Here is a 26,283-nt window from a genome sequence, read left to right as displayed (position 1 = left end):
GCTGTTATAGGCGATCCGCCGATGCCCGCAGTCCTCGCAGGCCTCGACATGACCGCCAAGGGCTGCGGTGCGGCAGTTCTCGATCGCCGTCATCACCTTGAGCTGGGTGAGGCTCAGATGCCCGGCATGGGCGGCCCGATAGGCCGGTCCGGCGGTGCGAAAGATGTCGGCGACCTCGAGTGAGGTGCGCAACGGCTCAGCCGTCTGGCGCCACTTGTGGATCGGGCAGCGTTACCAACCTGTCGAGCGGGCTAATGACCGCGCGCACCGTTCGGGTGGCGACCGTGGTGTAAAAGGCGGTGGTCTCGAGGTTCGCATGCCCCAGCAGCGCTTGGATGATGCGAATATCGACCCCGTCCTCCAACAAATGCGTGGCGAAGCTATGCCGCAGGGTGTGCGGGCCGACCCGCTTGGTGATGCCCGCGGACTCTGCGGCGTCGACAACAATGCGATGGAGTTGTCGCGTACTGAGCGGCTTGAGGTAGTGCATCCCCGGGAACAGCCAGCCATCGGCATGCATGACGCCCTGTTGCCGGCCAACGGACCACCACTCGCGCAACAGGGTAAGCAGGTCAGCAGGCAGGAGCGCATTGCGATATCGCCCGCCTTTGCCGCGCTCCACCCGCAGGAGCATGCGCTTGCTATCGACATCGCGGACCTTGAGCATCGTCACCTCGGCGGCACGCAAGCCCGCGCCATAGGCGACGGACAGCGCTGCTTTATGCTTGAGGCATGTGGTCGCCCCGAGCAGCTGCGCAACCTCGTCGGGGCTCAGAACGATGGGCAAGGAACGCGGGTTCTTGACCGTATGGAGCTTGCGGGAAAGATCCGGTCGATCAATCGTGTGCGTGAAGAAGAAGCGCAGCGCTGAAACGATACTGTTCATGGTCGGCACGCCCAGGCCGGCGTCGCGCTGTTCGACCTGGAATAGCCTCAGGTCCTCTGCTGTCGCGGTGTCGGGAGGGCGCCCAAGATAGGTGGCAAAACGCGCGACGTGACGCACGTAGTCGAACTGGGTTTTGCGAGCGAACCGTCGCAGGTTCATGTCTTCAATCATGCGCTGGCGCAATGAGCTGACTGGGGTATCAGAGACACTGGTGATCATCGTACGCTCCTTGGTTGAAAGGAGTCGCGATAATCTGCCTATGCCGCAGCAGGCTCAACCAAAGCGCCGATATCAGTGGGTCAGCGGTACTTCAAATCCAGGCACCCATCCCGCGCCAGCGGGTTCGTACAAGTTGGCGGCAACAGCCATCGCCGCGGCTGAGCCGGAATGTCGGCTATCCCATTATCAGCACTCCGAACCTGACTGTCGCGAATGTCCCAGATTTTGCTATACAGCGGACCGCTATAAACCTCAAAATGTAGCCTGCTCGGCTAAAGTCGAAAGCGGATGGATTGCATAGCTCATGTCTGATCCCTCCCATTGCCTATGCTTTTGCGGCGTCAAAATCTGGTAGGTCATCCAGCCTCTTGGATGGCTTCGCTTTCGGCGTTACAATATAATGCAAAACGGAGGGACAAGTCCCTCATTCGCACGATTTTGGCGGGACGTCCGTGCGCTTCTCTCGCTGCTGTCGCTCCTCATGCAGTTCGCGTGCGATCTGACGACCCAGGAGGCGCGCAAGTCGCAGGATCGCGGCATCCGCTTCGGTAGAAAGACTGGGAGGTGCATCTTGCCTAGGCCGCTTCTTCTTCATCGCGGCCGTGTCCAGGATTTGCAGTATGCCCACTTATCGGAGCCGAAAAACAAAGCTGGAAGGAGCGGGGGAGGAAAGGAGGCGGTAGGATTCATGCGATTGCCATGGGTGATCGGTCCACGGTGATCAGGGCGGATCGGTTTCTGGTCGGATGAATCTGTGCTATTTTTCCAGATGGAAAGGCTCTGCAGATGCAGGATTTTGATCACGTCGAACAGACAGAAGAGTCCCGCCCGCCATCGCTGGGCGCCGCCGATTGGTTTTGGCGACCATGGTACGCGAAGCTCTATTGGGTAACGGCGCTGCTGTACTGGATTGGCCTCGAGATTATGATAGCCATCCCCTATGACCGCATTAATACGTCCGTGGCCAACACCATGGTGTTGCTCATCCTCGTTTTCAATCCGATCACGGTCGTAGCGGTTCTCGGCTATGGTTTCTTGAAAGCCAAGGTTGCTTGCGGAGAATGGGTGATCGCGCCGGGGTCGGTACCGCAAAGGCCAGTCATGGACCCTTACACTGATCCGTCCGATCCTCGCTCCGGACTCCGTCATCTCCGCCACGTTGGCGTGATCAAAGACTGACATCATGGATCCCGCCGTTCTTTGAAGGTGGGATCGCCGTCCGCCAATCCATCGTCGCGATCGAAAAGTAGCCGTCCGGTTCTGAGGACCGAGGACTGTTCCATTGATGTGATAGGAGCAGTGACATCGGCTGTGCCGCGTCCGGCGTCTGCTTGTCTTAGATATCTGTTCCGAAGCCCGTCATTGCCAAGCACGCGCTGACTGATTTCTCGGGCAAAAGTTTCCTCCGGTCGACCAGAACGAGCGGCCGTTTTCTCTGCTGAAGCAATCGCTTCCCGAACATCGTAATTCACCGTATCAATCGATGACTGAGCGACAACCGCCGCAATGCCTCTATCCGAAATGTCAGCGCTCACTCTGCCGGTCAACGAGCCTGTAGCGCTGCCTTTGCCACTGCCTTTTTCTGCGCTGCCTCTACCACCCGCGCCAACGCCGCGCGATGCCGCAGCCGTAAGATCGCCGGAAATGCTCTGGCTATCCGCTGTCGAATGCTCTGCTGACCGCGATAGAGAGCGTTGCCACCCGGTCTGTACCATGATCGCGGTGACGTCGCGCTCCAGCGTATCGGCGACCTGCGGTTTCAGCCGCCAGTCACCCCGCCGATCCATCTCGAACCCACCGCGCAACCAGTTGGCCATGGCGGCCTGGCCTTGCGCACCGCTGCCCAGGAAATGCTCGATGGTGTCCGGCCCCGCCTGCTTCCCAGCTTCGAACCGCGTACTGGTATCGTTGCGCGCAGACTGGCTGAACCCGGTGCTGCTGGAGACGAGCAGATCATTGTGGGCGAAGCTGAACCTGGCATGCCCGCCATTGGCGATTGCACCAAGCTGGCTTTCGTTGATGAGCCCGCCTCGCCACATCTGCGCGGCCAGTTCCGGCGTCAGGTTAAGGCCGATGTCCCCATTCTGGTCCATGGCGATCTGGCGCTTGGACATCTCCACGCCATGCTCGCGGAGCAGCGCCTGGGTGCGGGTGAGCCGCTCATTGTCGACGATGCCGGTCAGTCGCTCGTTGCGTGCGCGATCGGCGATGCCTTCTGCGCCGCCTTCAGCCATATCAACCTGGTTTCCGGCAGTGCCCGCGAGCGAGCGGATTAAGGAATCCAGACGCGCGGCTTCGCGGACCGACACGCCAGCGGCAGCGGCGCCTTGTGCAAAACCGGCATTGTCCGCCTGGCGCCGCTGCTCACCGATTTGGGCCGAGCTGCGCACGCCATCAGGACCGATCTCGCGCTGGGCATCAAGCTTGCCCGACCGCTCGGCAAAATCATAACCGGCGGCCTCGCGCGTGCGACCGTAGACGCTTGTGCCCTCACGTGCCGCTTCCGCGCTCGCGCCGTCGGCAGTGCCGACCTGAACAGCGGCATTGTAGCTTTCCAGGGCGCGTAGCACCTGCGCCTCGTTGCGCCCGGTCGAGCGCGACAACTGGCTGATCGCGGTCGATCGGGCTTCGCCCGAAAGTGCATTGATGAACCCGATGCGCCGGCTGGTTTCGGTGACCGAGAGACCGAGCATCCCTGCGGCTTCGCGCTGCCCCTGATTATGTCCGGCACGATGGGCCTGTTCCGTCGACACATTGCCGCGTTCGACCGCCGCAACCCTGTCGCCGGCATAGACGCGTCGTCCTTCCATCGCGCCCACCTGCGTCTGCGCAGCGGTCAGGTCATTACGCAGCATCTGTTCCTGATCGAAGGCGTTGGCCGTGATCTTGGCGAAGGTCGGATCAGCGCCCGCCTGGGCGATCACGGTCGAGGCTTTGAGCGCAGCATCCTTTGCATCATAGCCACTGCGCTCAAAATGCCGCTGCGCGCCCGACTGCATCATCTCATAGGCTTGGCTGTCGCCGAACGCCTTCCACTGCACCATATTTTGCGCGAAAGCGGCAAAAGCGCGTTCGCCGCCCTGGCCTTCGCCGAAGTAGCTCGTGCCAAGCTTGCGCAGCGCATCTCCCTGCGCAAAATTGTGGATGGCAGAGGTTGCTGCGTTGGCCCGGATGGCGCTGGCCGTGGCAGGATCGTTCAAATCCCGACCGATCAGGGCAGGGGAGAGCCCGCCCAGTTCCCGGGCGGCATCGGCCCGGCCAAGCCCGAACGCCGCCGTTCCGGTCGCGCCGCCGCCATGTTCTCTGATGACCGATCCGGCCGACGCAAAGGCGCGGTCGAGCCCAAAACTGCTGCGCTCGCCAAAATCGCCAAACCCCGCCGATGTGGAGCGCCGCGCCATCGTGCCACCAGCCGAAGCCTGTGCCTCCAACGCGGAGGCATAGCCCTCGCTGGTCCCCACGGTTGCCGCCGCCATGCTGCCCTGGCCCTGGACACCGAGCATACCGGACGTGAAGGCGGTGAACATATTGCCCGAGAAGCGGAACACGGTGAACACGAACGCGCCCGCCAGGCCCGCCGCTGCGGTTCGGAACGAGCCGAAGATGGCGAGCGCCTTCATCGCTGCCGACGGCGCGAGAATCCAGCTATCGGCCGCGACATTGGTCGCGCGCAATTCGGCCAGTACATCCATCGCCCGGCCAAGGGTGAGCTGGTAGATGCCGGCATCGATCACGCCCCAGAGCGCGACGAACACGAACAGGCCGAGCGCGAAGCTTGCAACCCGCAGGTTGATTGGCGTCAGAATGAACAGCAGCGCGATCGGCATCATCATCAGCATGATCGCGAACACCGAGGCCCGGATGGTCGGCATCCATTCATTGGCCGTCGAGAGCGTGGCAAGGCCGTTGGATTCAATCGCCCGGTTCGCCATCACCCGCGCCGTGGCTGCAGGCGAATCTTCAAACAGCACATCGCCGACCGTCTGACCGAGCAGGATGTTGGTGAGGAACGTCTGCCGGCTCATGGATTGACCCAGCATCATGTCGCCCAGCGCATCGATCTGCTGGCGGCAGCGATCGCGCTGACTGGCCTGGTTCACATCGAATCCGGTTCGGGCGCAGACCTGATCGCTATAAGCGTCGAACGCTGTGGCACCCGACAGGCGGTCGGCAATATGGTCCCAGGCTGCATCGCAGCTCATCGTCGTCCCGCCCTTGTCGCTCGCCGTGAAGACGGTCGAGAAGGTAGCGGGGCCAGCCATCGCCGCGAAGGAAGCGGGGAGGTCGGTCGAGGTCCGGAACAGCTGATCGTCATCGACGCCATAGGCCGGCGAGACACGCGCGACCGGATAGCATTGCCGCACATAATCCTTCACCGTTGCATCAAGGAAGGTATCGACGATCGGGCTGCGCGGCGAGACCGCGTTGAGGAACAGGTCGAACGCATGGCCACCTGCGCCAAATTCCAGCTTGGCATTGGGGTCGGTGGTATTGTCGTCGATGGTTTCGGCCAGCGCCCGTTCCATCAGGTTGGTGACGCCTGCGACCAGCACGATGAGATTGGGGACGTCGCCGACCGGCTGATAGGCATTGCGCACCCGGTCATAGATGTGGACGGTACCGGTCGTGGCGATCATCCCGGCGAACAGGCCGATGCCGATCAGCATCTGGAAGCCGAAGGCAACCAGGCCCATGCCGGAACCCCGAATGCTGGCGATAACCGCGCCAAGGCCGATGCCGACCACCGCGACAATCAAAACCAGTGTTTCATAGCGCGGATCGCCGAAGATCATCGCGACCAGGTGAAACGCGTCGACGGTTTCGGAGAAGCCGTCCCAAGTGTGATAGCTGGCATCGATCGCTAGCGCGGGCGCGGCGCTCAGCAAGCCGAACAGGACACATGCCAGGCGGATCAGATAGCGCATAGCTCGCCTCACCGATTGCGATTGGCGTTGGCGCCAGCGGCGTCACGCGCATCACGGTCGCGCTGGCGCACCACCCCGGCATAATTTGCCGACAGGTTCGCCTGGTTCATGGCTGCGATGTAGGACTGGCGCATCTGCGCGCGCTGGCGCAACACCTCGTCGCGCAGTTCGCTTAGCTGCTCGATGCCCTTGGTCAGGATGCGGGTCTGGCAGATGTTGGTGTTGTCTGCGTCGGCCGCGCCCGCCGTCGTCACGCCGCGCTCGGCATTCTGCAGCGCAAAGTCGATCGAGCGGGTCAGATCATTAAGCATCTGATAGGCGAGGGTGAGGGCGACCAGCTCGTCGGTGTCGGCGATCACGCTGTCGGTCAGGCCCTGCCGCACACCCCATTCGAGCAGCCGATAGACCGGCAGGGTCCGCACATTGGCGACGAACTGCTTTTCTTCAGTGGTCAGCGCGGCGCGGGTACGGATCTTGGCGGCCACCGATTCCATCCTTTCGCGCGCCAGCAGCAGCGCGCCGCGCCCGGCGCCGTTCACCGAACAATCTGAAGCGGTCGCAGGAATGTTGAGCGCGCGGGTGGGCACCCGTCCGGTCAGGAAATCATCGGCGCTCTCGCTATCCTGGCGTGGGCAGGCGGGGATTGCTGAGAAGAGCGGCACCTTGTCCTTATCATCCCAGCGCATATAGACATCGCCCACCCGTGCGCGCATCACGCCCGCCCAGTCGGACGCGCCGACGCGCGCGGCAGCATGGCCAAGCAGCGAACCGGTCTTGAAGATGTCGGTGACCTCGGACGGGCAATTGGCGAGCGCGTCCTTGAGATCCTCTGTCGGATTACCCTTATTGGCCTGGATCTTCTCCCGGCTCTGTTGCCAGCTATTGGCATAGCCTGCACGGATCGACTTGTAGCCGGTCATCTCCTCGACGATGCCAGACATATTATCGGCGCCTTTGGCAATCTGAACCATGCGATTGGCGAGGCGGCAGTCGTTCACCTGGATGGAATTGAGGTAATTGGTCGCTGCCTCCATCTTCGAGATGATGTTACCCATTTTCTCGTCGAGCGTTTCGAGCAGATATTGGAAAGCGACGGCCGGCGCGGCCTGCAGGATCGTCTCCAGCTTCTGGACCAGATAGTCGGGGTCGAGAAACGACATGCCCCCTACAAACATGTCGATGCCGCCACAGCCCGCCTTCACCTTGGGAAGCGTCAGGCTCATCAGATAGTCGTCATGGACATCGACGCGGCCCGACATGCCGCCCGCGGTCACATAGCCGCGGGTCTGGTCCTCGAAGCTGCCTGGCGAGCTATAGGTGACATTATCGAACCAGCTTTCGGCCCAGCCTTGCGCATAGGCAGGGGCCGCCTGGCCGCATGAAGCGACGAGGATGGAGAAGGCGAGGGCCAGACGATGTGAATGATGTCTCATGGCAGGCTTCCTGATGAAAATGGACATGTGACGCCGCCCCGCCATGATCAGCGTCGCTTTGGGTTAGAGGATGTCAGCGCCCTCACGCCGACGATCCCGGTAAATTTCGACATGGCGCGCACGCCTACCGCGGCCCGGGTTCCGGTCAGCATCCGGGCGGCAAGCCAGGCGTTGCGCGCGATATTAGCGCCATGATCAGCGCCGATTGCGATCGGCACCATGCGGTTCCGGTCGGCAAGCGGGCGGACCCATGCGACGGGGTTTCCGACCCAGGGAAGGCCGAGACGTCCCGATCGCAGCATCGCTTCCTCTTGCCCCAGCGTCCCAACCTGCCAACCATAACGGGTGCGGAAAGCGGAAAGCTCGGTCCACAGATCGCCGCATGGCAGGCAGCCGGGCGATGTGCTCATCTCGATAGTGTAGAGCGATGCTTGGCCACGCAGCATGCTCTCGAAATCGACAGGAAAGTCTCGGGTCACCGGCACGCGGGCCAGCCAGAGACGCATGTCTGCGCCTGTCGACACCGGATGAATGGCGGCTCGCCTGGCAACGACGCGATCTGCCTGTTGCGCAGCGCCCATTGCGGGCGTCTGCACCGATATTGTGAGCATGAGAGCCCAGGCAAACCGGGCTTGGCCAAGGCGCGTCACGGCCTTGGCTCCCGGGCATCCACGAGGTCGCCGCCGATCACGCGCGGATCGGTCGAGGATACAGGCCCATTGGCGAGCGCATCGAAAAAGCCGTCTTCCTCGCCGGCTCCCGTCAGCCATTGTTCGGGCCGGATGTCGCCGCGCAGCAGCCGGACCGCCTGATAGGCCATCTGGGCGAGATTGGGATAAGTCTCGACCCCTGCTGCGATTACCATGCGCTGGGCGCTGTTCCGTCGGATCACCATGGTGGTCGGCGTAACCTCGACCCCGAAGCGCTGGCTGAGTTCGGGTTTGCGGTCGAGATCCATCAGGCTGACCTGCCAGCCCATATCCTCCTGGAACCGCTGGACGATCGGCCATTGCACCTTGCAGTAGCCGCAGGAGTCCCGTGCGAACATGACCAGCGCAAATTCCCCGGCATGTGCGCGCAGATATTGGCGGCGGACCTGATCCTTATGTGCGCCCAGCGCATCGCGGGCCTCGCCCACCATCGGATTGGCGGCCCGGGCATTGAGCTGCGGATAGGTGAGCATCGCAAGCTGGGTGACGCCGGCAAAGGCGCGTGCCTTGCGCCGGGCAAAATCCTGCAGCCGCCAGAAGTCGGCGACCGCATCGATCGTCAGAACGGTGGCGGCATAGTCGCGCTGCTGTTCGATCAGCTTGGCGATCCGGGGCGGCGCCCATTTGGCCAGTTCAACCATCGGCGGTATGATGGGTCTTGGAATGCCATCATCGTCCGCCTTTTCCGCAGCGTCGGCCTTGGGGGTTTCATACCACCAATAGCCGCGTGTTCCGCGATCTCCCGGGCCTGGAGGCGCGGGCTGCGCACCCGCAAAATCGATGGGCAGCAGCAGCAGGGCACCCAGAGCGAGGAGGCGCTTCACAGCAGCTTCTCCATGCGGGTGAGCCGCGCAATGGAGACCGGACCATAATAGCGGCTGTCATATCCGTCGGGATGGCGCGAGCCGACGAAGATCATTCCATCGGGAATATGCGGACTTTGCGGCCGCCAATGGTCAAGCGCCTTGCCGCTGAGCGATAAGGGTTTGGCGACGCCCATCAGCCTGCCATTGCAATAGTACAACCCGGTCCAACCGCGGCCCAGGGTGGCAGGCTTTTCAACCATCACGATCTTGTCGCCTGGCAAGCACAGCGCATATTTGGTGACATTCACTGGCTTGGGGCCGGCAAGCGGATCGGACAGAAGGAACGAGACGAGGTCGCCGTGACGGATCGTGCCGGGGGAGCGGTGCACGACCCAGGCATCGATGGAGGGCGTCATGACCAATGTGATCTGCGGCATCGCCCACCAGGCGAAGAGGCCGATCGGCAGCACGATCCCATAGGCCTTGAAAAGCTGACCCGGACGGGGCGGCTGCCCAAGACCAGCAGCGCCTAGTGCAACTGCTGCGCGCAGCGGCAGATCCTTGAGTTCACACCAGATCCGGTTACCGGCGCGCCATATGAGCAAGAGCATCCTGCACCTCCGCCTTGCCGCCAAGGCGGCTATATTCTTCAAGAAGCCCGAACAGGGCAGCGTCGCCCAGCACGAGATGCGCTGCGCGCGGGCTCGCCTCGTCGCGCTCGCAATAGGGCCGGGTCGGATCGCCCGGGATCATCGCCAGCGCAGGCACCTGGGTGACGCGATGCTGCCGGAAAATCAGGGGATCGACGATCAGCTGCACGTCGCGCATGGCGCAGGCGGGGCCTTCGCAGCCCGGATCGCGGCGCAGTATCGCGGCCGACAATTGCGCCATCGGTCCAACCTGCCGCATCCCGCCCGGCATGCCGCGAAAAGCCATGACACCCCTGGCCCGTTCGAGCTGCCCTGCATAAGTGCGCAGTGTTTCCACCGGCATGGAGGAGGACACGAACAGCACGGGAACCCAGTGCTTCCCGCTACTGCCGGAAAGGACGCCAGCCAATGCCGCTTCTTCGGGCTGTTCAAGGCCCAGGGCCTGCGCGATCCGCCGACTGGCGGTCTCCCGTTCGATGGCAAGGGCTTTGCGCGCCGCCGCGACGTCTGCCTCGACGCGGTCCGCCATGGCAGGATACTGCTTGCGCCGACGGATCCCCTCGAACGCGCGGCGCTGCGCCGCGGCGTCAGCGTTGGTCGGCAGAACAGGCGAAGGTGGCGCAGACGCCTTGGCTTTGCCCACCGCGCGTTTTAAGCGTTCGAGGGCCGCATCGCCTTGGTCTTCAATCCGCGTCCGCGCGTTCTGCCCTGTCGGTTGACTGGCCGGAGATCGCGGTTCGCGCGCCTGGGCCAATGCCGGCACGAGCGCGATGCCCGCCAGAAGCAGGGCGCGGCTAGTTGCTGATCGTCTGCATATGGGCATCGATCTTGTCCTTCATCTCGATCTGGATTTCGGATTGGGCGCGCGCCTCGACTTCCGTATAATATTCGGAGAGGTCCATTTTGCTGAAATCGAGCGCCTGGAATTCTTGCGGGCTAAAGCCCCGGCAATAGGGTTGCTTCGCGGTGCCCCAGCCGATGGCGCTAAAGGCCTTCAACTGCGGACGGCCTTGTTCCTGGATGATACGGCCAAGCTTTGTGTTGAAGCAGCAATGGCCCCGCGCCTTCTGGACGCACACGCCAAGGATGCTCGACGAACAATAGCTGCCGATCTCATGGCACATGCCCGAACCGCGCAGCATGCCCACTTCCATATCCTGTTGGTCGCAGCCCTGGAGCAGGAGATCGATCATGAAGTTGACCGCAAGACTGATCGCGATCGATGTGGGATCGATGCCGACGATGATCGCATTGGCGCCGGCGCTCGCTGCCTGGCTTGCGGTCGCGCCTGCCCTGAAGGCGGTGTAGGCGGCTTTCATGCCGGTGAAGACGCCCTTGGCCACCGCGATCTTGGTCGTAATCGACGAGATCGATCCGCCCATCCCGTCCTTCACGATTTTCCCCTTGTCCTTGCAGCAATTCTGGAAGGTGGTGCTGAGCCCAGCAGGACGGCAGCGCGCGGCGCGGCCGGAAAAAATCTCGATCGTGCCAAGGCAATGGCCATCAGCATCGACGGCGCCGTCGGCTGCGACACCGGGATCATCCACCACCGGCTCCTCGACGATCGGATTGGCGCTGGTGTCGATACAGGCGTTGGCCGAGCAGCTTGGCGCGCCGCCGCTGGCCGGCACAGCGCAGGCATATTGCTCGCCGAGCGGGCACCGCATCGCTCCCGCTCCATCCGCCTCACACGGTGTTTCGCCGATGGGGCACATCCATCCGCCCGCGCCGGTCAGATGGCAGCTTGCCGTTTCGCCGTCGTCCGCCGCATCGCCATTGCCGTTAAGATCGACAGCGCAAAGCTGCTGAGCGCTTGCGGTGCCGGGGAATAAGGAACTAGCGCCGACGAGGAGGATCAGCCCCAAAAGCAAGATACGCAGCGACCTCATCGCACGGCACTCGTGCAGACCATGTCGGCGCCGCCCAGACGTACGGTCTGCATCATCACTACCGCTTCGGGAAAATCATCGATGCAGCCAGAGCCCTGCACCAGTTCCTCGCCCTCGCCCGCAGGGCAGACACCATTCTCCTGGCAGGCGTGATAATGATAGTCCCAGCCCATGGGATCACTCTGTCTGGAACCGGTCACGCCATCGGGGGCTGCGGCTATATTGACCTGCGCCTTGCGGGTTTTGCAGATGGGCTCGCACGCATTGACGCTGCCGGACACGGGCAAGGAGAAATTGCGAGTTGTAGGGCTATAGCTGCCATCGGCATTCCTCACCCGATCAGCCAGCAGCGTCTCGGTCGAATGATCGATGATATAGGTGCCGCGCGAGAGATCGGGCTTCGGGACCGCGCCACTATCGACCGTGCAGGCATAGCTGCGCTCACGCTCGAAGAAGGCGCGGCTGATCGTGGTCGCGCAGGCGCCCGTGCCGATCAACCGGGTCTGGGGCAGGGGGGTGAGCCCGGTCTTGACGCGGTTGCGATAGGTGATGACGCCATCGACATCCTCATCGTCGAGACGACAGGCCTCATTGGCCGCATAGCCCGAACAGCTATCGACAAGCTGCTCGCTCGTCTTGCAGCCGGCGTCCACTTTCGCTTCGATCGCTGCATAGGCTTCGCCGCCATCGGCAACCGCGACCCGCAACCAGATATCATGATCGCCTTGCGTCAGCCTGGAGGTGAGATCGAGACCAGGATCGACATAGAAGGCGCTCCTCTTCTCGCATTTGCCCGGCGGCAGCCCCGATCCGGTCCAGACTTCCGGGCCTGAGGCAACCAGTTCGCCGTCGATCCTGATCTGTGCCCAATCGTCCCCGCCAAAGCGGGTCAGAAGTAGCTGCTGAAGCCTTGCGGCGTTCTTGACCCGCAATGTCATGTGAAAATCGACAAGAGTGCAGGATCCGCCAGACAGACTGTTGTCGATGGGCGAACCCATGACGAAGGTGCGGCTGTTTGGGTCTGCCGCGAAGGTTGCGTAGCCGCCCGCCACGCGATCGACGATCATCTCGGCGGTTATCTCTTCCTGTGTGATCTGCCGGGTGATGGCGCAACTCCGGCGCACCTGCGACGTGCCGGTTCCAGTCGACGAGGCGGACAGCGCCTGGAAAATGCTGCTTGTTTGCGCGGCGCCATAGGCGTCGCCGGCGATGGCGCCCGGATTGGCCTTGTAGGCCGTGGCGCCAACCTGCGGTTGCGCCGTACAGGATGTGGTTTGCGCGCCGGTATAGCGGATAAGCGGGCCATCGATGGACGCCTGCGCGATGCCGATACGCGGATCGGCCGCGGTAAGCGCGCCGACCACGCCCCCGCCCAGATCCTTGAGGATCGAGGCCATATTGCCCCAGACCAGATTGCTGCCGCAGCTATTGTTGACGCAGTAACAGCCGGCAAGATCGGTCAGCTCGACCTGGGACAGCTTCAACGATCCGGCTGCGGACGCGTCCCACCGGAAAAAGCGGCAGGCGTCCCAACTGCCGGGCGCGCAGGAGATGATCCCGTTCGCGCAAATCCCGGACGTGGGGACCGGAACGGTCAATGCCTCATCGAAGCGCCCGTCGAGATCGCTGTCGCGCGATATGCTGAGCGTGCCGATATCGCCGGTAACGCTCGGCTGGGCGAGCAGTTCGAGCAGGGTCGCGCTTTTCTGGCAGGCAAGATTGGGGGTGAAGGTCTTTTTGGTGTCGACCGTGGTGATGGGCTGTCCCGCCAGCCCCGGCGTCACATAATGGCCCAGCAGCGCGTCGCTGTCCGCGCTCTTTGCCCGCGCTGCGGCCGCCGCAGCGCGGGCGCGGTCCTGCGCTGTCTGCGCATGGAGCGGGACAGGCAGGCTCAGTGCTGCGAAAAGGACGAGGGTAGCTGACCTCACGGCCGCGTCTCGCCCGGATTGATCTGCCGCGACCCACGGCGCAGCCGGAACAAAAACACCGCTGGAACAGGGTCGGCACGCTCTGCCCCAAATACAGCCTGGCCTTCAAAAACGGTCAGCGTGGCCACGACCATATGCGGCGAAGAGGGGACCGCCGCATGATCGTCTGTATCTGTGGCCACGCCGACCGTCCGACCGGTGCCGCAGGGGGGATGCGACACCGGCCTGACCGCATGGGGAACGCCTGGCTCGGTGGAATGACGGGCAGACCATCGGCTGATGCTAGGCGAGGGCATGCGGATCGGGAAAGGCGACCTGTTCATGGCGTCGAAACCCCGGCGCAGCAGATCGTCTTTTCAAACAGCATGAATTGCGCATTGTCCTTGCCCGGCGCATGTTTGGCGCTGGTCCAAAGCGCGCCTGGCCGCCCGACATTGACGCATTGGCCGCCCTTGACCGGTTCCATCAGCTGGAACTTGTAGCGGCTCTTGGTCCAGACCGGCTGCGGGATGAACGAGCAGCCGTCCGCTGAACTCACGGTAAGGGCGCCAAGCCGCCCCATCATGAAGACGCCGCGCGCGGCGAGCCCCGCCCAGGCCTCGACGCTGTCGCCAAAATGGATGTCGCCAGCGATCGGATAGGTCGCGCCCCAGGACCCCATGCACCAGAAGAGCGGATCGACGACCTTTCCCGCGGCCGCCGCAGCGCTGTCGGCCATGCAGGCAAGGCCGGCGGCCGGATTGCCGAACAGGATTGCCTCGGGCTGGATGATCGCGCCCAGCGTCGCGGACTGCCAGGTCGGCAGCACCTCGGTGATCAGCGCCACGTCGAAGCCGTCATCCTCGATGCAGGGCAGGTCGGTGAACATGTCGAGCATCTTCCAGACCGGCGCGATATAATAATGCATCTGCGCGAACATCTTGCGCGTGTTGGTGCCGTCAGCGATGCTGGTCTGGCTGCCCTGCAGCCTGCCGCCGGTCGGCATGATGTCAGCGCCCAGCGCCATCATGCAGCCAGGCTCGGTCACAACATCAACCATCCTATTGGGCGACCAGAAGCTGACCTTGATGCCGAACCAGAATGTCACGCCCTTGCGACAGGCGCATAACGGTTTGGAGGCCGATTGTGCGTCGAGCGCCTTGCCGAGCTGATCGCTCGGACCCACCTTCACGCCGCCGATGGTGATCGGGAAGATGCAGTTCCAGCGCACCTTGGTGATCGGATTGAAGACCGTGCCCACCTCGCATTTGGAGGCATGGGCGGGGGACGCGATCGCCAATGCCGCAAAGGACGAGCCGCACGTCAGGATTTTTCGGATCGCGAGCATATTCATCGCGCAACCCTCCGCGGACTTGGGGGCATGACGACCTCGGTCAGCACCAGCTTTTGCCCCGCCTGCGCGACGATGACCGGGGCGACCGTCAGGCCAAGCCTTGTCTTCACGCGCTCCTCGAGCAGAAACAGCGCCGGGCCGTGTCGCTCGCCCAATGTGATGGCATCGGCATCCGTATCTCCAGCCTGGGAAAGACCACCAGCGGCAAGCAGGATGAAATCGGCGGGCCTTGCGGTGCGCAGCGCCCAGGCCAGATCGCTGGGGTGTACGACGATCAGCCGTTGGGGCAGTGACACATAGGCAAGCGGATTGAAGCTGTAGCCTTTGGCGTAAAGCAGCTTTCCGCCCGGCAGGCGGATATCCTGATCGAGGGTATAGAAAGGCACGACCGTTCGGCGGCGATCGGCGCGGGCGATGCCGAGTGCGGCAGGTTGCATCGCCGACCAGCGTTCGCGCGGGCCGAAGGCGGCTTTCATATCGGGGACATGCGCGGCGCGGCTTTCGATCTCGCTCAGCGCGTCGGGCTCGGCGATCGGCCAGGTGCGGCCGATAATGCTGGTCGCAGCGGTGACGGGGGCGTGCGTCAGCAGTCCGGTCATCAGCGCCAAGGGCGCTATTGCCCATAGGGCATGACGAGGGCGCCCTGGACCCATGGTTCTAGCGCCCATGACGCCGTCTCCAATGTGGCGAAGGGTTCTCGCGCCCCTCGCCGACAGCGGCGCTGATCAGCGCCGCTGTCGCAATGACCGCAATGACCGCGCCGAGAATGCGGAGGACCGCGGGCACGGTCGGCAATTGCCAGGCGATACAGGATTGCACGAGCACAAGGCCCTGGCTGCCGATCAGCAGACGGATGGGTCCTGGCGCGGGCGTGGCGGAGAAGATGCCGTTCACATCCGCCTCCACCGCTGGGTGATGGCATGAAAGCGCTCGGCGATTGCGTCCCAGGGAATGAGGATCAGACCTGTCGAGCCCGCGCCCATTCCGGCGCAGATGCCGATGAACATGCCTTCGGCAAGCGGCGCCTGGAAGAGCCACGCTGCGGCAAATGCGCAAAATGCGGCATTGGCGATGCCGCCGGTCACCAACAAGGCGTAGCTCATCCGCGCATAACGGCGTTCCGCCTGGATGACGGTGACGATCGCCTGCGCAACCGCGTCGATCCCAAGCGCCGGGTCGCTCACACTGCGCGCATAGGCAAGGAGCCCATGGACATCGTCTCCAACGTCGAGGCCAAGATCGAAGCCATTGCTGTGATCGGCCTTCATCGCGCCCTCCATTGCCGCAAGCGTGAGAAGACCATCCCGCATGCGCCCGACAGGCCGATCAGCAGCATGCCGCTCGCACAGCAGGCGGCAGCCACCAGGATGCCCGCCCGTATGGCCTGGAGCGGCGGCTGACCGAGCGCTGTGCCTGCCACGATGACGAGACTGCCCATCATGCAGGTTTCGATCGCTACCAGTCGCAGTCGCCAATGGAAGGCGGCGGCCTCGGCGCGACGGGCAACACGCGCTTCGATCATCGCTTCGATCGCCGGGTCATTTTCCCAGTCGAGCGCCAGCTGATCGGGATGGGTTACAGGCTTGTGCGTCATGCCGCCCTCCCGCCCTGGCGAGTATTTCCGCCCAGTATTTGGGCCGGATCGACACCGGCCAGTTCGCAGACCGCTTCCAGCGGATTGCGACCGGCCCGCACCAGCGCCTCGAAGGCGGCAACCTCATTAGGCGCTGAAGTATTGATCCAGTAGCTGAAGGGGTCGACCACCAGTCGCGCGATGCCGAGGCCCAATGGACTGTCGATGAACACTTCGGAATAGTTGGGCTTGGCGTTTCGGACCGATTTCAGGAGGTCGAGGACGAAGCCTGAATAGTCGAGGATCTTGTTGTCCACTGCCTTGTCATAGGTGGATCCCTGGAGCAGGAATTTGGTCGCGGCATTTTCCAGGATCACCTGTCCGGTGCCGCCAAAGAGCATGAGGTCGTTCATGCTTTGGAGCACGATGCCAAAGCTCCCCTGATATTTGCGCGCGCGGCGATAGCCCTGGCCAAACGCCTCGGCGAGACGGGAAAGATCCTGCCCGTCGCTGCGGGTCATGAACTGCGCGGCTTCATCGCACAGGACGAAGCGGGGCTTGTCGCGGGCCGAGAGATAGAGTTCCTGCGTGACCGCGTTCACCACCACCATGACGATCACGTTGAAGAGGTCAGGCAGCGCCTTCAGGCGTTCGAGCTCCAGCACCACGAATTCGTCGCGCGAGATGTCGAGCGTTGAAGGACCGTTGAAGAAATGGCCATAGGCGCCCTGCGACCCGAAATCGCGCAGGTTGAACGCCAGTTCGCGCGCGACCGGTACGAGATGGTCGACCCGGTCCAGATCGGAGGCGGCATTGTCGGGATAGCGGCCGAGCCAATGCCGCACCGCGTCGATGCCGTCTTCGCCGCGCCCGCTATCGACCGTCCATTGCACGGCGGATTTGAGCAGGTTCCATTCCGATGTAGTGACGGGCTTGCGGGTCGAGGCGTTCGCCATTTCCGCGACGATCGCGACCGCCATGGCAATCGCCGACTGCTTGTCCTCGCCATCAAGCGCCAGCCCCATATCGAAAGGGTTGAGTACGAGGCGCTCCTCGCTGATGTCGATATAACGGCCAGAGCAGAGCGTGCAGAGCTTGCGGTAGCTGCCGCCGATATCAATGATGCGGATCAGCGCGCCCTGCGCATAATATTGCTGGCACAAATTATTGAGCAGGAAACTCTTGCCCGCCCCGGACTCAGCCGAGACAATGAAATTATAATTGTTGATCCGCGGGTCGAAGAGATCGAGCGTGATGAGCTGGCCCTTGCGGCCTACGTAGAGGAGAGCCGGGCGGCCGCCGCCGCGAAAATCGGTCTGGACCGGCGCCATGAGGCTGGCGGCCTTCACGGCCATGCGAAAATCGCGTTCCAGCAGTTTCATTGTCTGCTTTTCGGGATAAAGTCCGAAGGGCAGGCTGGCAGCGAGCAGCACGGGCAGCAGATAGCTTTCTTCCTGCACCATGAAGGGCAGGGGTTCTGATTCCCATAAGCGCTTGGCGCGTGCCGCCATCTCGCGCGCCTGGGCGCTGTCGCGGCCGAATACCCACATGGTAGGGATTACCGACACGAACCGGCTGTTGGACGCTTCATCGAGAATCCAGCCAATTTCCTCGATCTGCTTGCCAACCTCGACCGCGAAACTGCCCGCGGCCTTTTGTGCGGAGAGGATCTGCGCCCTCTTGTGGATTTCGAACTGTGAATGATCGAACAGGACCGAGAGGCAATAGAGGAATGGCCCACCAATCTGGTCGCTGTCCTCGGCAGAGCCGCGCATCCCGCCTAGGAGACGGTTCGCGCGCTCGGCGGTGATCCGGCGCGCCGGCGCCTTGGGCGTGAGGCAGCGCGCCACCTGGTTGCCCAGAAATACTTCCGGGCCTTCGAAGCAAAGGTCAGGTCCAGCCTCGATAATCTGTCGCGCGATCGACGGGGCGGGCATGCTGCTCATGCTCTCGCTGAGGAATACCCCCGGCGCGGGCGCGAAGACGCCGTTGAAGATCCGGCGATAGAAGCTGACCAGTTCGTCGGGCGGCAAACGCCGAATGCCCATCTTCGCCAGTTGCTCTTCCACCTGGCGGCGCAGGTCCGCGCCTAGCTTCACCCGCGTCTTGATCGCGAGGAACAACCGGAAGTCACGTACCGGGATGGCATGGAGTGCATCCAGGCCCCTCGTGCCGCCGCGCAGATAGTCGGCCGTGCGCCGGGCCGAGGCCTGGACCAGCGGGTCTGGCCGGATCTTCATATCGAGATAGGCGTCAAGCGCAGGATCGATCAGCGGATCGGCGAAGGTGATAAGCTGGAGGACCGTGCCTTCGGGGAAATGAATGTTGAGCAGCCCGAGCAACGCCTGTTGCACATGGGCGAACATATAGGCGGACGGAACAAGCTCCCAGGCCTGGCCCCAGCCATCGTCAATGCAGAGGAAAGCCTCCTCCTCTTCGACCCAGGCGACCATCGGCAGGAAATCCGAATAGGCGTCGCGGGTCACGGCGGCGCGCAGGCGCTGATAGCTCAGACCCTTGTGGCCGGGCGGCGCGTTCATGGCCGTTTCTCCGGATGGAGGGTGAGTGGCATGGCCTCTTGCGTCGGCACGTCTGTGCTGCCCGGTTCGGACTCGCGCATCGTGCGCAGCACCGGTGGCGCAGGCGTTCGCCCGCCTGGTTCCACCAGATAGTCGCCCACGACCCAGGCCGGCCGGTCGAGGATCGAATAGACATAGCGCGCCATATAGAGCCGGTCGGGGCGCTGCTTGTCGGCATAGGGAAGGATTAATGTCCGGATCGTGCGCGAAGGCCGCAGCATCGGTGATCCGGGAGCCTCGATCAGCGCGCCGACATGGCCCTGGCCAGGTTGCGCCATAGCCGGGGGTGTCGCCATAGCCCTGGCGGGGCCCATTGCTGTGCCGCCGACCCGCTTCTTGTCCGGACTAAGCAGCTTGCGATCATGGGTGACGGCAGGATCGGATCTGGAGGCACGGCCCGCGACCGCATCGGCATAGGCTTGGCCCGGATGAATGCACTGCCCATGATCGCTATTCTTGCACGAGAATTTCTCGCTATAGGGCGACATCACCGATCCCATGGTCGCGCAGCCGGGCAGCGCGAGAAGGGGCAGGACGAGGAGGCAGGGTCGGAGCATCTTCATGGCTTTGTCTCCCATGGGCGCGGACATCAGAATGTGGCTCCCGCGCCGGGTTTGATTTCGAGGGCGGCGCCCTCCTGGATCACCACGACTACATCCTTGGCGGCGCCCACCTCTACGATGGGACCAGCCTGGCGGGCGAGATCGAGATAGAAGTCAGTGAGCTTGTCCGAGGATTTGGAGAGCCCCCCGGCAATGCCCGTCTTGGCAGCATCGCCGGCATCAAGCGTGCGCACCGTTCCCAGCGCTGAGGTCGAGGTGTTGCCGAACGTGCTTTCGACCGACTGCGAGATGCCGCTGATGGTCCCGGCGATGAAGGCGCGCGCCAGCGTCGCCCCGGCCCGCGTCACCACCTTGCCCGACAGACCCTTCTTGCCGTCGGTATCGACAAAGAAGCCCTTGACCGGTTGATCGACGATCGAATGCTCATCGAAATCCACACAGGACAGCGATACGAGCTGGACCTCGACCCGCTCCTTGGCAAGACTCCCGGTGGCGTTGCCGACCACGAAGCAGCCGGCAAGGTTGGCCTTCACCTCATTGGGCAGGACGGCAGGCGCCTGCACCCGGGCGATGATGGGTTCAGGATTACTGGTCGCGTCCCGGCTCGCCAGCGCGTCGATCCCGGTCAGGAGGCGCGCCTTCATGAAACCAGGCGGTAAATAGATCGTCCGACTCTTTTTTTTGGAGGAGGATGACGTGTCGGCCGCGCCCTGGGCCATGACCGGACCGGCCGCCGATCCGATCGCGCCGACCGTCTTCTCGACCGGAGGTGCTGGCGGAGCAGGTGGCGCAACCGGCCCGGTCGGCGGCGCAGGCAGCCTGTCGGCATCCGCGCTTATGTCACCGGTCTCGGGCGGGTAGGGCAGAGCTGGAACGCTGTCGGGCAGGGCGGGGGGCAGGTCGGCATCCATGGTCTGGCCGCCTGGAGCCGTCGTGTCGCCCGGCAGCACTTTGCCTTCCTCAATCGCGCTGACCCGGTCGCCCAGTAACTGCTGGCCATCGAGGACCTTTTTCAAATCCCCGCGCAGTTTGACCTCGAGACTGTCGCCGCGCAGCCCCGCGCCCATGTTGAGCGATGCGGCGGGATCGTTGGGCTTGACGTCCTCCTTGCTGCCCGATGCCGCGTAGAGCCCGATCCCGAGCGCACCGACAGCGACACCAACGGCGAGCTGGCGCGCGCGCAGTTTCTGCCGCGCGGACATTTTGGCCCACTGCGCCTTAAGGTCGAGCAAGGCCGGAGACGGACGGCGCGCGGCGTCATCCTTCGGTCCGGCGCTCTGGGCGGCAAGATGGGCCTGATAGGGCGACAGGCCTTCCGGCGTCTCCGCTGCGTCTTTGTTCTTGTCGCCGCTCATTGTCCGGCTCCCCGGCGTACCACGACAAGTCGGGCCGTTTCGCCCGCATCGAGACGGACCCGGTCCAGCGTGACCGAAAAAATGCCTGCCCCAAGGGCCGGATCGACGAGCTGGCGCTCGTCCAGCGTCACTGCTGCCATGGTTCGCACATGATATTGCGAGGCCGAGAGCCCGGCACCCTCGACGGCGATACGGCGTTGTTCGGTTATCGCCAGGCCCGGCAGTGCTGAAATGCCGACCGCGTCACCCGACGGCGCGACCTCGCTGAACGAGGCAGGGATGCGATCGTCGAGCAGGGCCATGGTGATGGAGACGGCACGATCTTCATCGGCCAGCGCAGCCATCAAGGCGCTATTAGCCTGGGCACGCTGCCGGGCGCCGGGAACAAGCACGACCGTCTGCGCGGGAATTTCCGCCGGTTCGGCATAGAGGGGGTAGGTCGCGCCGTTGCAATTGACAAAGAACTCGGAAGGCTGCGTCACATAGCTGCGTGTCACTTGCCCTGCGTCGTCAATCTCGCGGGCGAGGAACTTGATCCAGGCGTCCGATCGGCCTTTCTCGACGGCAAGACCTTTCTCGGCCGAGAATTTGATATCCTCGATCTCGCCGCCCTCGCACACGACATGGTTGATGTCGCGGTTGGAGAGACGGATCCGACTGGTCTGGTCGGGCAGCGCATGGAGCGTCTGGCCTGAGGCCGGGATCGCCAGCAGCATGAACCCGGTTAGAGCGGCGCACGCTCCTACGCGCTGATTAGCGTGTTTCGACATCGAACTGCTCCTCGGAAAGACGCGTCAGCCAGAAACGGCCATTTTCAATGCCGTAGCCGATGCGTAAAATGCCCCGGAATTTGCGGATTACGCCGCCGATGACACGGACCTTCTCGACCGGGACGACGATCTCATGGGCGGTCCAGCGGACCGGCTGATCGCCCCGGATATAGGTGGCGATCGACAGCGTCGGGTTGTTCGCCAGTTCATCGAGTATTGCATTGAGACTGTCGCGCATCGCGCCATAGGCGGACGGGTGGACGAGCCCCAACAGCTCCTGGAACTGCCGATCGGCCGAATACGCCGACCAGGTACCCGACAGCGCGACGATGTTGCGCGTCATGGCGACAATATAGGCTTCGGATGGCCTATTACCCGAGACATGAAGATCGCCGGTGGCACCAAAGGGGACGATCACGGTCCGGGCATTCTGGTTGGTCGTGTAGATGACCACGCCTAGCACGGCGGTGACGCCGAACATGCCCGTAATGGCGACCTTGAGCAGGCGGTTCTCCTCGAACAGGTTGGCCGAGCCCTGCAGGTAGCGATGGATGCCGTAGCTGGCCGGTTTGCCCAGCAGCGGATCCTCGTCCGTCTTTTTGTGCCCGAACAAGCCCATGGCGCTCACTCGAAGAAGCGGGTCTGGGTGGGACCCGGATAATGAGGAAAGGAAACAAGACCCCAGCGCCAGGCGAGATGGGGGAGATAGCCCCTGGGCTTGGTCCGCTTCCACGGGATGAAAAGGAGAAGGGCAGCGATCAGCGCCCAGCCGACAAGTCCGCCCACGATCGCGGCCACGAAAATGCTCGAGGTCGCGAGCAGAAACTCGTCAGATCCAAACCAAAGGATCTGGACGGGCCGATGCAGATATTGCGGAAGGCGTTCGTCCATCTGCCCTTCTCCTCTTGGCTTCATGATACCTTCAAAGGTATCATCCTCCAGGAACCGACCATCGGTTCCCAGCCTGTTGCCAGTGGGGGAAGCGCCTGGTCAGCCAGGTGCGCGCCCCACCTTCGCGTCTCAGATGACCATCCCGAAGGTCTGGAGAATGGAGTCCGCCTTGATGAGGCAGACAGCCGCGACGATGGTCGGGATGCCGATCATGATATTCGAGAAAAGGCGCGAGACGCCGAACAGGAAGGCGGCGACGCCGCCTACAAATCCCATCGGACCTTTCACGCCCTGGTTCACGACGATATCGTATATGTCGTAACCAAGATCGCCCTGGGCGGGTGCCGAGAAGGCATGAACAGGGCCACCGACCAGGGCCATCGCGCCTAAAGGGAGGCCGACATTGGCCACCGCCAGGACCTTGTTGCCAAATTTGTGCATCATAGCATTGCTCCAAAAAGGAGCCGTCCAACCAAAGCCTGCCGGCATCGAAGGAAGATCGGTGTCGGCCGGGGCGTCGGTGGACGGCTCCATGAGCCCGCCGCCGCCGGCATCCTGGTTCATCCGCGCAGGCCAGTTGGGGCCGGGCCGGATGCCCTCCGCAAAGAAATTGTGCGCAGCCGCGTTGGCGCGCGCCTGTTCAGCGCCGCGCACCGGACGCTGCCTTTGTAAGCGCAGGCTTTGCGTGCCGATCGAGGAACGCCTCGAGTTCGGCCTGCTGAAAGCCCGATATGAGCTTGCCATCGGCGATCAGCGTCGGCGTTCCTGAAACGCCTACTTTGGCGACCAGTTCAGCATCCTCCACAACCTTGGCACGGCCCTGCGCGCACTGGCGCAGGACGGGGGGTGTCTGGCCGGAATAGGCCGCCCGGAAGGTGGCCTCGCGATCGGGCGAGCATAGGATATGCTCGGCCTTGGCGGCTGCGGTCGGATGGATGCCGCTCACGAAGAAGATGAGACGCCTCACCGGCTTGCCCTCGGTCGCCTTGGCGCTCCAAAAGCGATCGAGTGCCTGGCAGTAGGGACAATCTGGGTCGGTGAATTCTATGACCATGGGCGCATCTGCAGGGCCGATCGCCAATGCCTTGGCAGGGTCGATGGCTTTGAGACGGCGCGTAGTGTCCTGTTCCTGCGCTAGCGCGGTCAGGTTGACGCCGTTGCGGTCGTAGACCGTGGCGAACAAAAGATGCTCACTTTGCGGCGCATAGTAGATGATCCGGCCGCCAGCGGTCGCCTGATAGATGGGCCCCTGGACGGGCGCCGGACCAAATTCCTCGAAGCGCAGATTGGTGAAGGTCTGTTGCAACTTGACCTGGGCTTCATTGGCCGCGTTGCGAAGCGAAGCTGCTTCGCGCGGGATCAAGACAGGTTCGTTTCTCTCCGATGGAGCGGCTTGCGCTCCTGCGCCATGAAGAGGCATAACAGCTGCCAGGAGAGCGACGAGCATTGCCGCGCGACTGGAACATGTTCTGGTCATAACCGCAAAATCTCCCAAGAGGGGGATCGGAACGGATGCGGGCTGCCGATCGCTCGGAAATTCTCACCCTGGCTGCCGTCTCGACAGGGGCTTGAGTGGCGGGAAAAGCTTGCTTCTCGCAAGAGACAGGGAATTTCAGTTCCGGTTTAAGGTAGTTCAGTTCCGGTTATCGGAAATCCATTTCCGATAACCGGAAGTATATTTCCGGTTTCACCCTATGTTCCTTTGGCGAAAGCATCGACGTTGCGGAGCCACGTTGGACCGGCATTTGAATTGATCGCGAGAGAATCGCTGTTTGTGGCGGGAGAGCGAATATGGGGAGTCAGCAATCCAGGGCGTACAAGCTTCAGCTCTCCGCTGAGGGCATTCACCTATTTCTCCAGTGCCACTGTCGCTTGTGTCACCTGATTGGCGATTTTCTACCCTATGGAACGACCCTGTTCGTGGCGGTCGATCTTCTTCATCGATGCGAGGCGACCGATCTAATAGCCGAACTGCTCGATCCTCAGCTGGATCGACTTGTGGGGCGTAAAGTTCGACATGTCGGAACGTCCTCGACGCTTTCGCGGCTTATCGAAGATATCATCAGCACAGCAGTTCACTCCGCAGCCATTCATCCTTCGCCCCAGGTCTGGAAACTCTTCCTTTCAGCTCTTGTGCACATGCAGGGCACGGAGGATGCGCAGGTCTTACGGTCATTCCAGGATATGTCCCGCAAGACAGGACGGCCTTCCCATCGTTCTGAAGGATAGTCGCCTGCGCGATACTATTTTCGCTCGCAGAGGAATTTTGGTCTCGCAAAAGCGACTTTCTTGTAGTTGACGCGCAGTTTTATTTACAACACGTTGCCAAGCACAGGCGATGTGATTTGTACTTTTGAGCCGCTGCCAGGGGGACCTGCAGATGATGCCTCAAAGTCCACAAACAATCGATGGCGGAATATTATCGTTGATCAAGGAGCTTTCCGGGAAGCTTATCGAGCGGCGTCGCCGCAGAGACCGGATTTCTCAACACAGCCTGGCAAAGACCGTCGGCTGCAGCGAACGCTGGATTCGCGAACTTGAGGGTGGCGCTGGGGCACCTGCGCTTGAGGATCATATTCGCTGCGCGCATTCGCTGCGGATGACCACGACTCATTTGTTCATTCCTTTGCTTGCGATGGAGCACAATATGAAATTGCCGCGTGAACTTTTGCTTCAAGATGATCTGTGGGAGCTTGAGAGAGATATCCTTGAGGTCGTGAACCGATGTCAGGCCGTAGCGGTCGGGCGCCTTGCCTCGCGTGCTGGATCTGTCACGCAACCCGACCAGTACCGATAGAGACCGGAATGTCTCCGGAACCGGTGGTAGCTGAAAGAGCCTATATCCTGCTCAAGGCTGATATTATGGCGGGCCGCTTCTCGCCGGGCAGCATGCTCATCGAAAGGGCGCTAGCTGCCGAGTATGGCGTATCCGTGTCGCCGTTCAGAGACGGAGCCCAGCGCTTGGTCGGCGAGCATATGCTCGAAATTGCCTTCGGCGGTGGTTATCGCCTGCCTGATCTGACGCCGGACAGCCTCCGAGATCTTTACCGCTGGCATAGCCATCTCCTACGCCTTGTACTCAAGGGAAACCGCTTGTCTGAATTTGGGACTGCAAGGCCGCATCCTCAAGCCGAGATGAATGGCCAGGCATTGGCGAAGGCGGCGACTGATTTGTTTCTGTCAGTTGCATGGGCATGTCACGATAGTGAACAGGCAAGGGCCCTGAAGTCTGCGACCGAACGACTCCATATGGCTCGCCTGGGGGAGTTTCGCGTGTTGCGCAACTTGACCTTGGAATTGCGGTCGGTCGAGATCGCGACCACTTCCGGTCAAGGTTCAGACCGTTTTGAGGTCCTTTGGGCCTATCACAGGCGCCGAATTCGTCGTGTCGAAAGAATTTGTGAAAGCATCACTTCATAACCATGTGGTGCAATATGAAGACGTTGTCTCAATTCATGTCAGCCACATTTTGGTTGGATAGCATTATAGTACCGACTGGTTGCACATACGAGACCTTATAAGATGGCTGATCAATTAGGGCCTGACTTACCATGATTGGGCTGCAAGGAGTGCAGCAGTCCAAAGAAGGAGGTAAGTATGGAACGCGACAACCATCTGGAAGCCGACCTGGTCGACCTGGGAGCGGTGACCGAGCAGACGAAGGGCAACAACGGCGTCGACATCGACCAGGCTCAGCAGCGGCTGCAGTCCGGGCTTTCCGACGACTGAAACGGTGGCGCGCAGGCCATGCTTGCGCGCCATACAGCTAGAGA

Annotated in this window: 28 protein-coding genes; 4 read left to right on the top strand and 24 right to left on the bottom strand. The window is 62.4% G+C overall.

The features are described from left to right. A partial coding sequence (locus ACODSR_RS15780) for a transposase zinc-binding domain-containing protein (RefSeq protein WP_489077591.1) occupies positions 1-192 on the bottom strand: 192 nt, incomplete at its 3' end. A 4-nt stretch (positions 193-196) separates the two neighbouring features. Then, positions 197-1,105, bottom strand: a complete 909-nt coding sequence (locus ACODSR_RS15775) for a tyrosine-type recombinase/integrase (protein ID WP_230189213.1) — start codon at positions 1,103-1,105, stop codon at positions 197-199. A gap of 786 nt (positions 1,106-1,891) precedes the next feature. Here ACODSR_RS15775 and ACODSR_RS15770 point away from each other — a divergent pair. Continuing rightward, positions 1,892-2,284 carry a hypothetical protein gene (locus tag ACODSR_RS15770; RefSeq protein WP_489077590.1) on the top strand — a complete coding sequence of 131 codons (393 nt, stop codon included), beginning with the start codon at positions 1,892-1,894 and terminating at the stop codon, positions 2,282-2,284. 2 nt (positions 2,285-2,286) lie between these two features. On the opposite strand, the gene ACODSR_RS15765 is transcribed toward ACODSR_RS15770, so the two are convergent. The 22 genes from ACODSR_RS15765 to ACODSR_RS15660 form a co-directional block, all read right to left on the bottom strand. Further along, positions 2,287-6,030 carry a conjugal transfer protein TraG N-terminal domain-containing protein gene (locus tag ACODSR_RS15765; protein ID WP_489077589.1) on the bottom strand — a complete coding sequence of 1,248 codons (3,744 nt, stop codon included), beginning with the start codon at positions 6,028-6,030 and terminating at the stop codon, positions 2,287-2,289. An 8-nt stretch (positions 6,031-6,038) separates the two neighbouring features. After that, positions 6,039-7,463, bottom strand: coding sequence for a conjugal transfer protein TraH (locus ACODSR_RS15760; protein WP_489077588.1), 1,425 nt, complete (start codon positions 7,461-7,463; stop codon positions 6,039-6,041). A gap of 47 nt (positions 7,464-7,510) precedes the next feature. Beyond that, positions 7,511-8,044, bottom strand: coding sequence for a hypothetical protein (locus ACODSR_RS15755; protein ID WP_489077596.1), 534 nt, complete (start codon positions 8,042-8,044; stop codon positions 7,511-7,513). Positions 8,045-8,109: 65 nt separating this feature from the next. Then, complete coding sequence (locus ACODSR_RS15750) at positions 8,110-8,997, bottom strand: conjugal transfer protein TraF (protein ID WP_489077587.1); 888 nt, start codon at positions 8,995-8,997, stop codon at positions 8,110-8,112. Further along, positions 8,994-9,590 (bottom strand): S26 family signal peptidase, encoded by a 597-nt coding sequence (locus ACODSR_RS15745; protein WP_489077586.1) that lies wholly within the window; start codon positions 9,588-9,590, stop codon positions 8,994-8,996. Before ACODSR_RS15745 ends, ACODSR_RS15750 begins: the two co-directional genes overlap by 4 nt. Continuing rightward, positions 9,562-10,158, bottom strand: coding sequence for a type-F conjugative transfer system pilin assembly protein TrbC (locus tag ACODSR_RS15740; protein ID WP_489077585.1), 597 nt, complete (start codon positions 10,156-10,158; stop codon positions 9,562-9,564). Before ACODSR_RS15740 ends, ACODSR_RS15745 begins: the two co-directional genes overlap by 29 nt. 265 nt (positions 10,159-10,423) lie before the next feature. Beyond that, entirely contained in the window at positions 10,424-11,518 is a 1,095-nt protein-coding gene (gene traN / locus ACODSR_RS15735; RefSeq protein ID WP_489077584.1) for a conjugal transfer protein TraN, read from the bottom strand. Further along, positions 11,515-13,446, bottom strand: coding sequence for a hypothetical protein (locus ACODSR_RS15730; RefSeq protein WP_489077583.1), 1,932 nt, complete (start codon positions 13,444-13,446; stop codon positions 11,515-11,517). The genes traN and ACODSR_RS15730 overlap by 4 nt, the downstream gene beginning before the upstream one ends. Further along, positions 13,443-13,628 carry a hypothetical protein gene (locus tag ACODSR_RS15725; RefSeq protein ID WP_489077582.1) on the bottom strand — a complete coding sequence of 62 codons (186 nt, stop codon included), beginning with the start codon at positions 13,626-13,628 and terminating at the stop codon, positions 13,443-13,445. Before ACODSR_RS15725 ends, ACODSR_RS15730 begins: the two co-directional genes overlap by 4 nt. A gap of 137 nt (positions 13,629-13,765) precedes the next feature. Then, positions 13,766-14,773, bottom strand: a complete 1,008-nt coding sequence (locus ACODSR_RS15720) for a TraU family protein (RefSeq protein WP_489077595.1) — start codon at positions 14,771-14,773, stop codon at positions 13,766-13,768. A gap of 2 nt (positions 14,774-14,775) precedes the next feature. Continuing rightward, on the bottom strand, positions 14,776-15,378 hold the full coding sequence (locus ACODSR_RS15715; protein ID WP_489077581.1) for a conjugal transfer protein TraW: 603 nt from the start codon (positions 15,376-15,378) through the stop codon (positions 14,776-14,778). Between the two features lie 58 nt (positions 15,379-15,436). Next, positions 15,437-15,673: a hypothetical protein gene (locus ACODSR_RS15710; protein WP_489077580.1), complete on the bottom strand. Its 237-nt coding sequence runs from the start codon at positions 15,671-15,673 to the stop codon at positions 15,437-15,439. Beyond that, positions 15,670-16,047 (bottom strand): hypothetical protein, encoded by a 378-nt coding sequence (locus tag ACODSR_RS15705; protein ID WP_489077579.1) that lies wholly within the window; start codon positions 16,045-16,047, stop codon positions 15,670-15,672. The genes ACODSR_RS15710 and ACODSR_RS15705 overlap by 4 nt, the downstream gene beginning before the upstream one ends. Next, positions 16,044-16,373: a hypothetical protein gene (locus ACODSR_RS15700; RefSeq protein ID WP_489077578.1), complete on the bottom strand. Its 330-nt coding sequence runs from the start codon at positions 16,371-16,373 to the stop codon at positions 16,044-16,046. Before ACODSR_RS15700 ends, ACODSR_RS15705 begins: the two co-directional genes overlap by 4 nt. Further along, positions 16,370-18,892 (bottom strand): TraC family protein, encoded by a 2,523-nt coding sequence (locus ACODSR_RS15695; protein ID WP_489077577.1) that lies wholly within the window; start codon positions 18,890-18,892, stop codon positions 16,370-16,372. The genes ACODSR_RS15700 and ACODSR_RS15695 overlap by 4 nt, the downstream gene beginning before the upstream one ends. Then, a complete protein-coding gene (locus ACODSR_RS15690; protein ID WP_489077576.1) occupies positions 18,889-19,494 on the bottom strand; it encodes a TraV family lipoprotein in 606 nt (201 codons plus the stop codon). The genes ACODSR_RS15695 and ACODSR_RS15690 overlap by 4 nt, the downstream gene beginning before the upstream one ends. Positions 19,495-19,520: 26 nt before the next feature. After that, the gene (locus ACODSR_RS15685) at positions 19,521-20,849 is read right to left on the bottom strand and encodes a TraB/VirB10 family protein (RefSeq protein ID WP_489077575.1); all 1,329 of its coding nucleotides are present in this window, start codon (positions 20,847-20,849) and stop codon (positions 19,521-19,523) included. Next, complete coding sequence (locus ACODSR_RS15680; protein ID WP_489077594.1) at positions 20,846-21,565, bottom strand: type-F conjugative transfer system secretin TraK; 720 nt, start codon at positions 21,563-21,565, stop codon at positions 20,846-20,848. The genes ACODSR_RS15685 and ACODSR_RS15680 overlap by 4 nt, the downstream gene beginning before the upstream one ends. Before the next feature lie 37 nt (positions 21,566-21,602). Further along, positions 21,603-22,238, bottom strand: a complete 636-nt coding sequence (locus tag ACODSR_RS15675) for a TraE/TraK family type IV conjugative transfer system protein (protein WP_489077593.1) — start codon at positions 22,236-22,238, stop codon at positions 21,603-21,605. A 5-nt stretch (positions 22,239-22,243) separates the two neighbouring features. After that, positions 22,244-22,510, bottom strand: a complete 267-nt coding sequence (locus ACODSR_RS15670) for a type IV conjugative transfer system protein TraL (protein WP_069064025.1) — start codon at positions 22,508-22,510, stop codon at positions 22,244-22,246. Between the two features lie 129 nt (positions 22,511-22,639). Next, a complete protein-coding gene (locus ACODSR_RS15665; protein ID WP_026149605.1) occupies positions 22,640-22,954 on the bottom strand; it encodes a hypothetical protein in 315 nt (104 codons plus the stop codon). 196 nt (positions 22,955-23,150) lie between these two features. Then, on the bottom strand, positions 23,151-23,873 hold the full coding sequence (locus ACODSR_RS15660) for a DsbC family protein (RefSeq protein WP_489077574.1): 723 nt from the start codon (positions 23,871-23,873) through the stop codon (positions 23,151-23,153). Between the two features lie 1,017 nt (positions 23,874-24,890). Here ACODSR_RS15660 and ACODSR_RS15655 point away from each other — a divergent pair. The 3 genes from ACODSR_RS15655 (at position 24,891) to ACODSR_RS15645 (ending at position 26,239) form a co-directional block, all read left to right on the top strand. Continuing rightward, positions 24,891-25,307 (top strand): helix-turn-helix domain-containing protein, encoded by a 417-nt coding sequence (locus tag ACODSR_RS15655; protein ID WP_489077573.1) that lies wholly within the window; start codon positions 24,891-24,893, stop codon positions 25,305-25,307. Positions 25,308-25,315: 8 nt separating this feature from the next. Further along, positions 25,316-25,930, top strand: coding sequence for a GntR family transcriptional regulator (locus ACODSR_RS15650; RefSeq protein ID WP_489077572.1), 615 nt, complete (start codon positions 25,316-25,318; stop codon positions 25,928-25,930). A gap of 177 nt (positions 25,931-26,107) precedes the next feature. Continuing rightward, the gene (locus ACODSR_RS15645) at positions 26,108-26,239 is read left to right on the top strand and encodes a benenodin family lasso peptide (RefSeq protein ID WP_120252424.1); all 132 of its coding nucleotides are present in this window, start codon (positions 26,108-26,110) and stop codon (positions 26,237-26,239) included. Positions 26,240-26,283: the final 44 nt, after the last annotated feature.

The sequence above is a fragment of the Sphingobium sp. FG125 genome (assembly GCF_057809795.1).
This window is presented reverse-complemented; position numbering and strand designations above follow the sequence as displayed.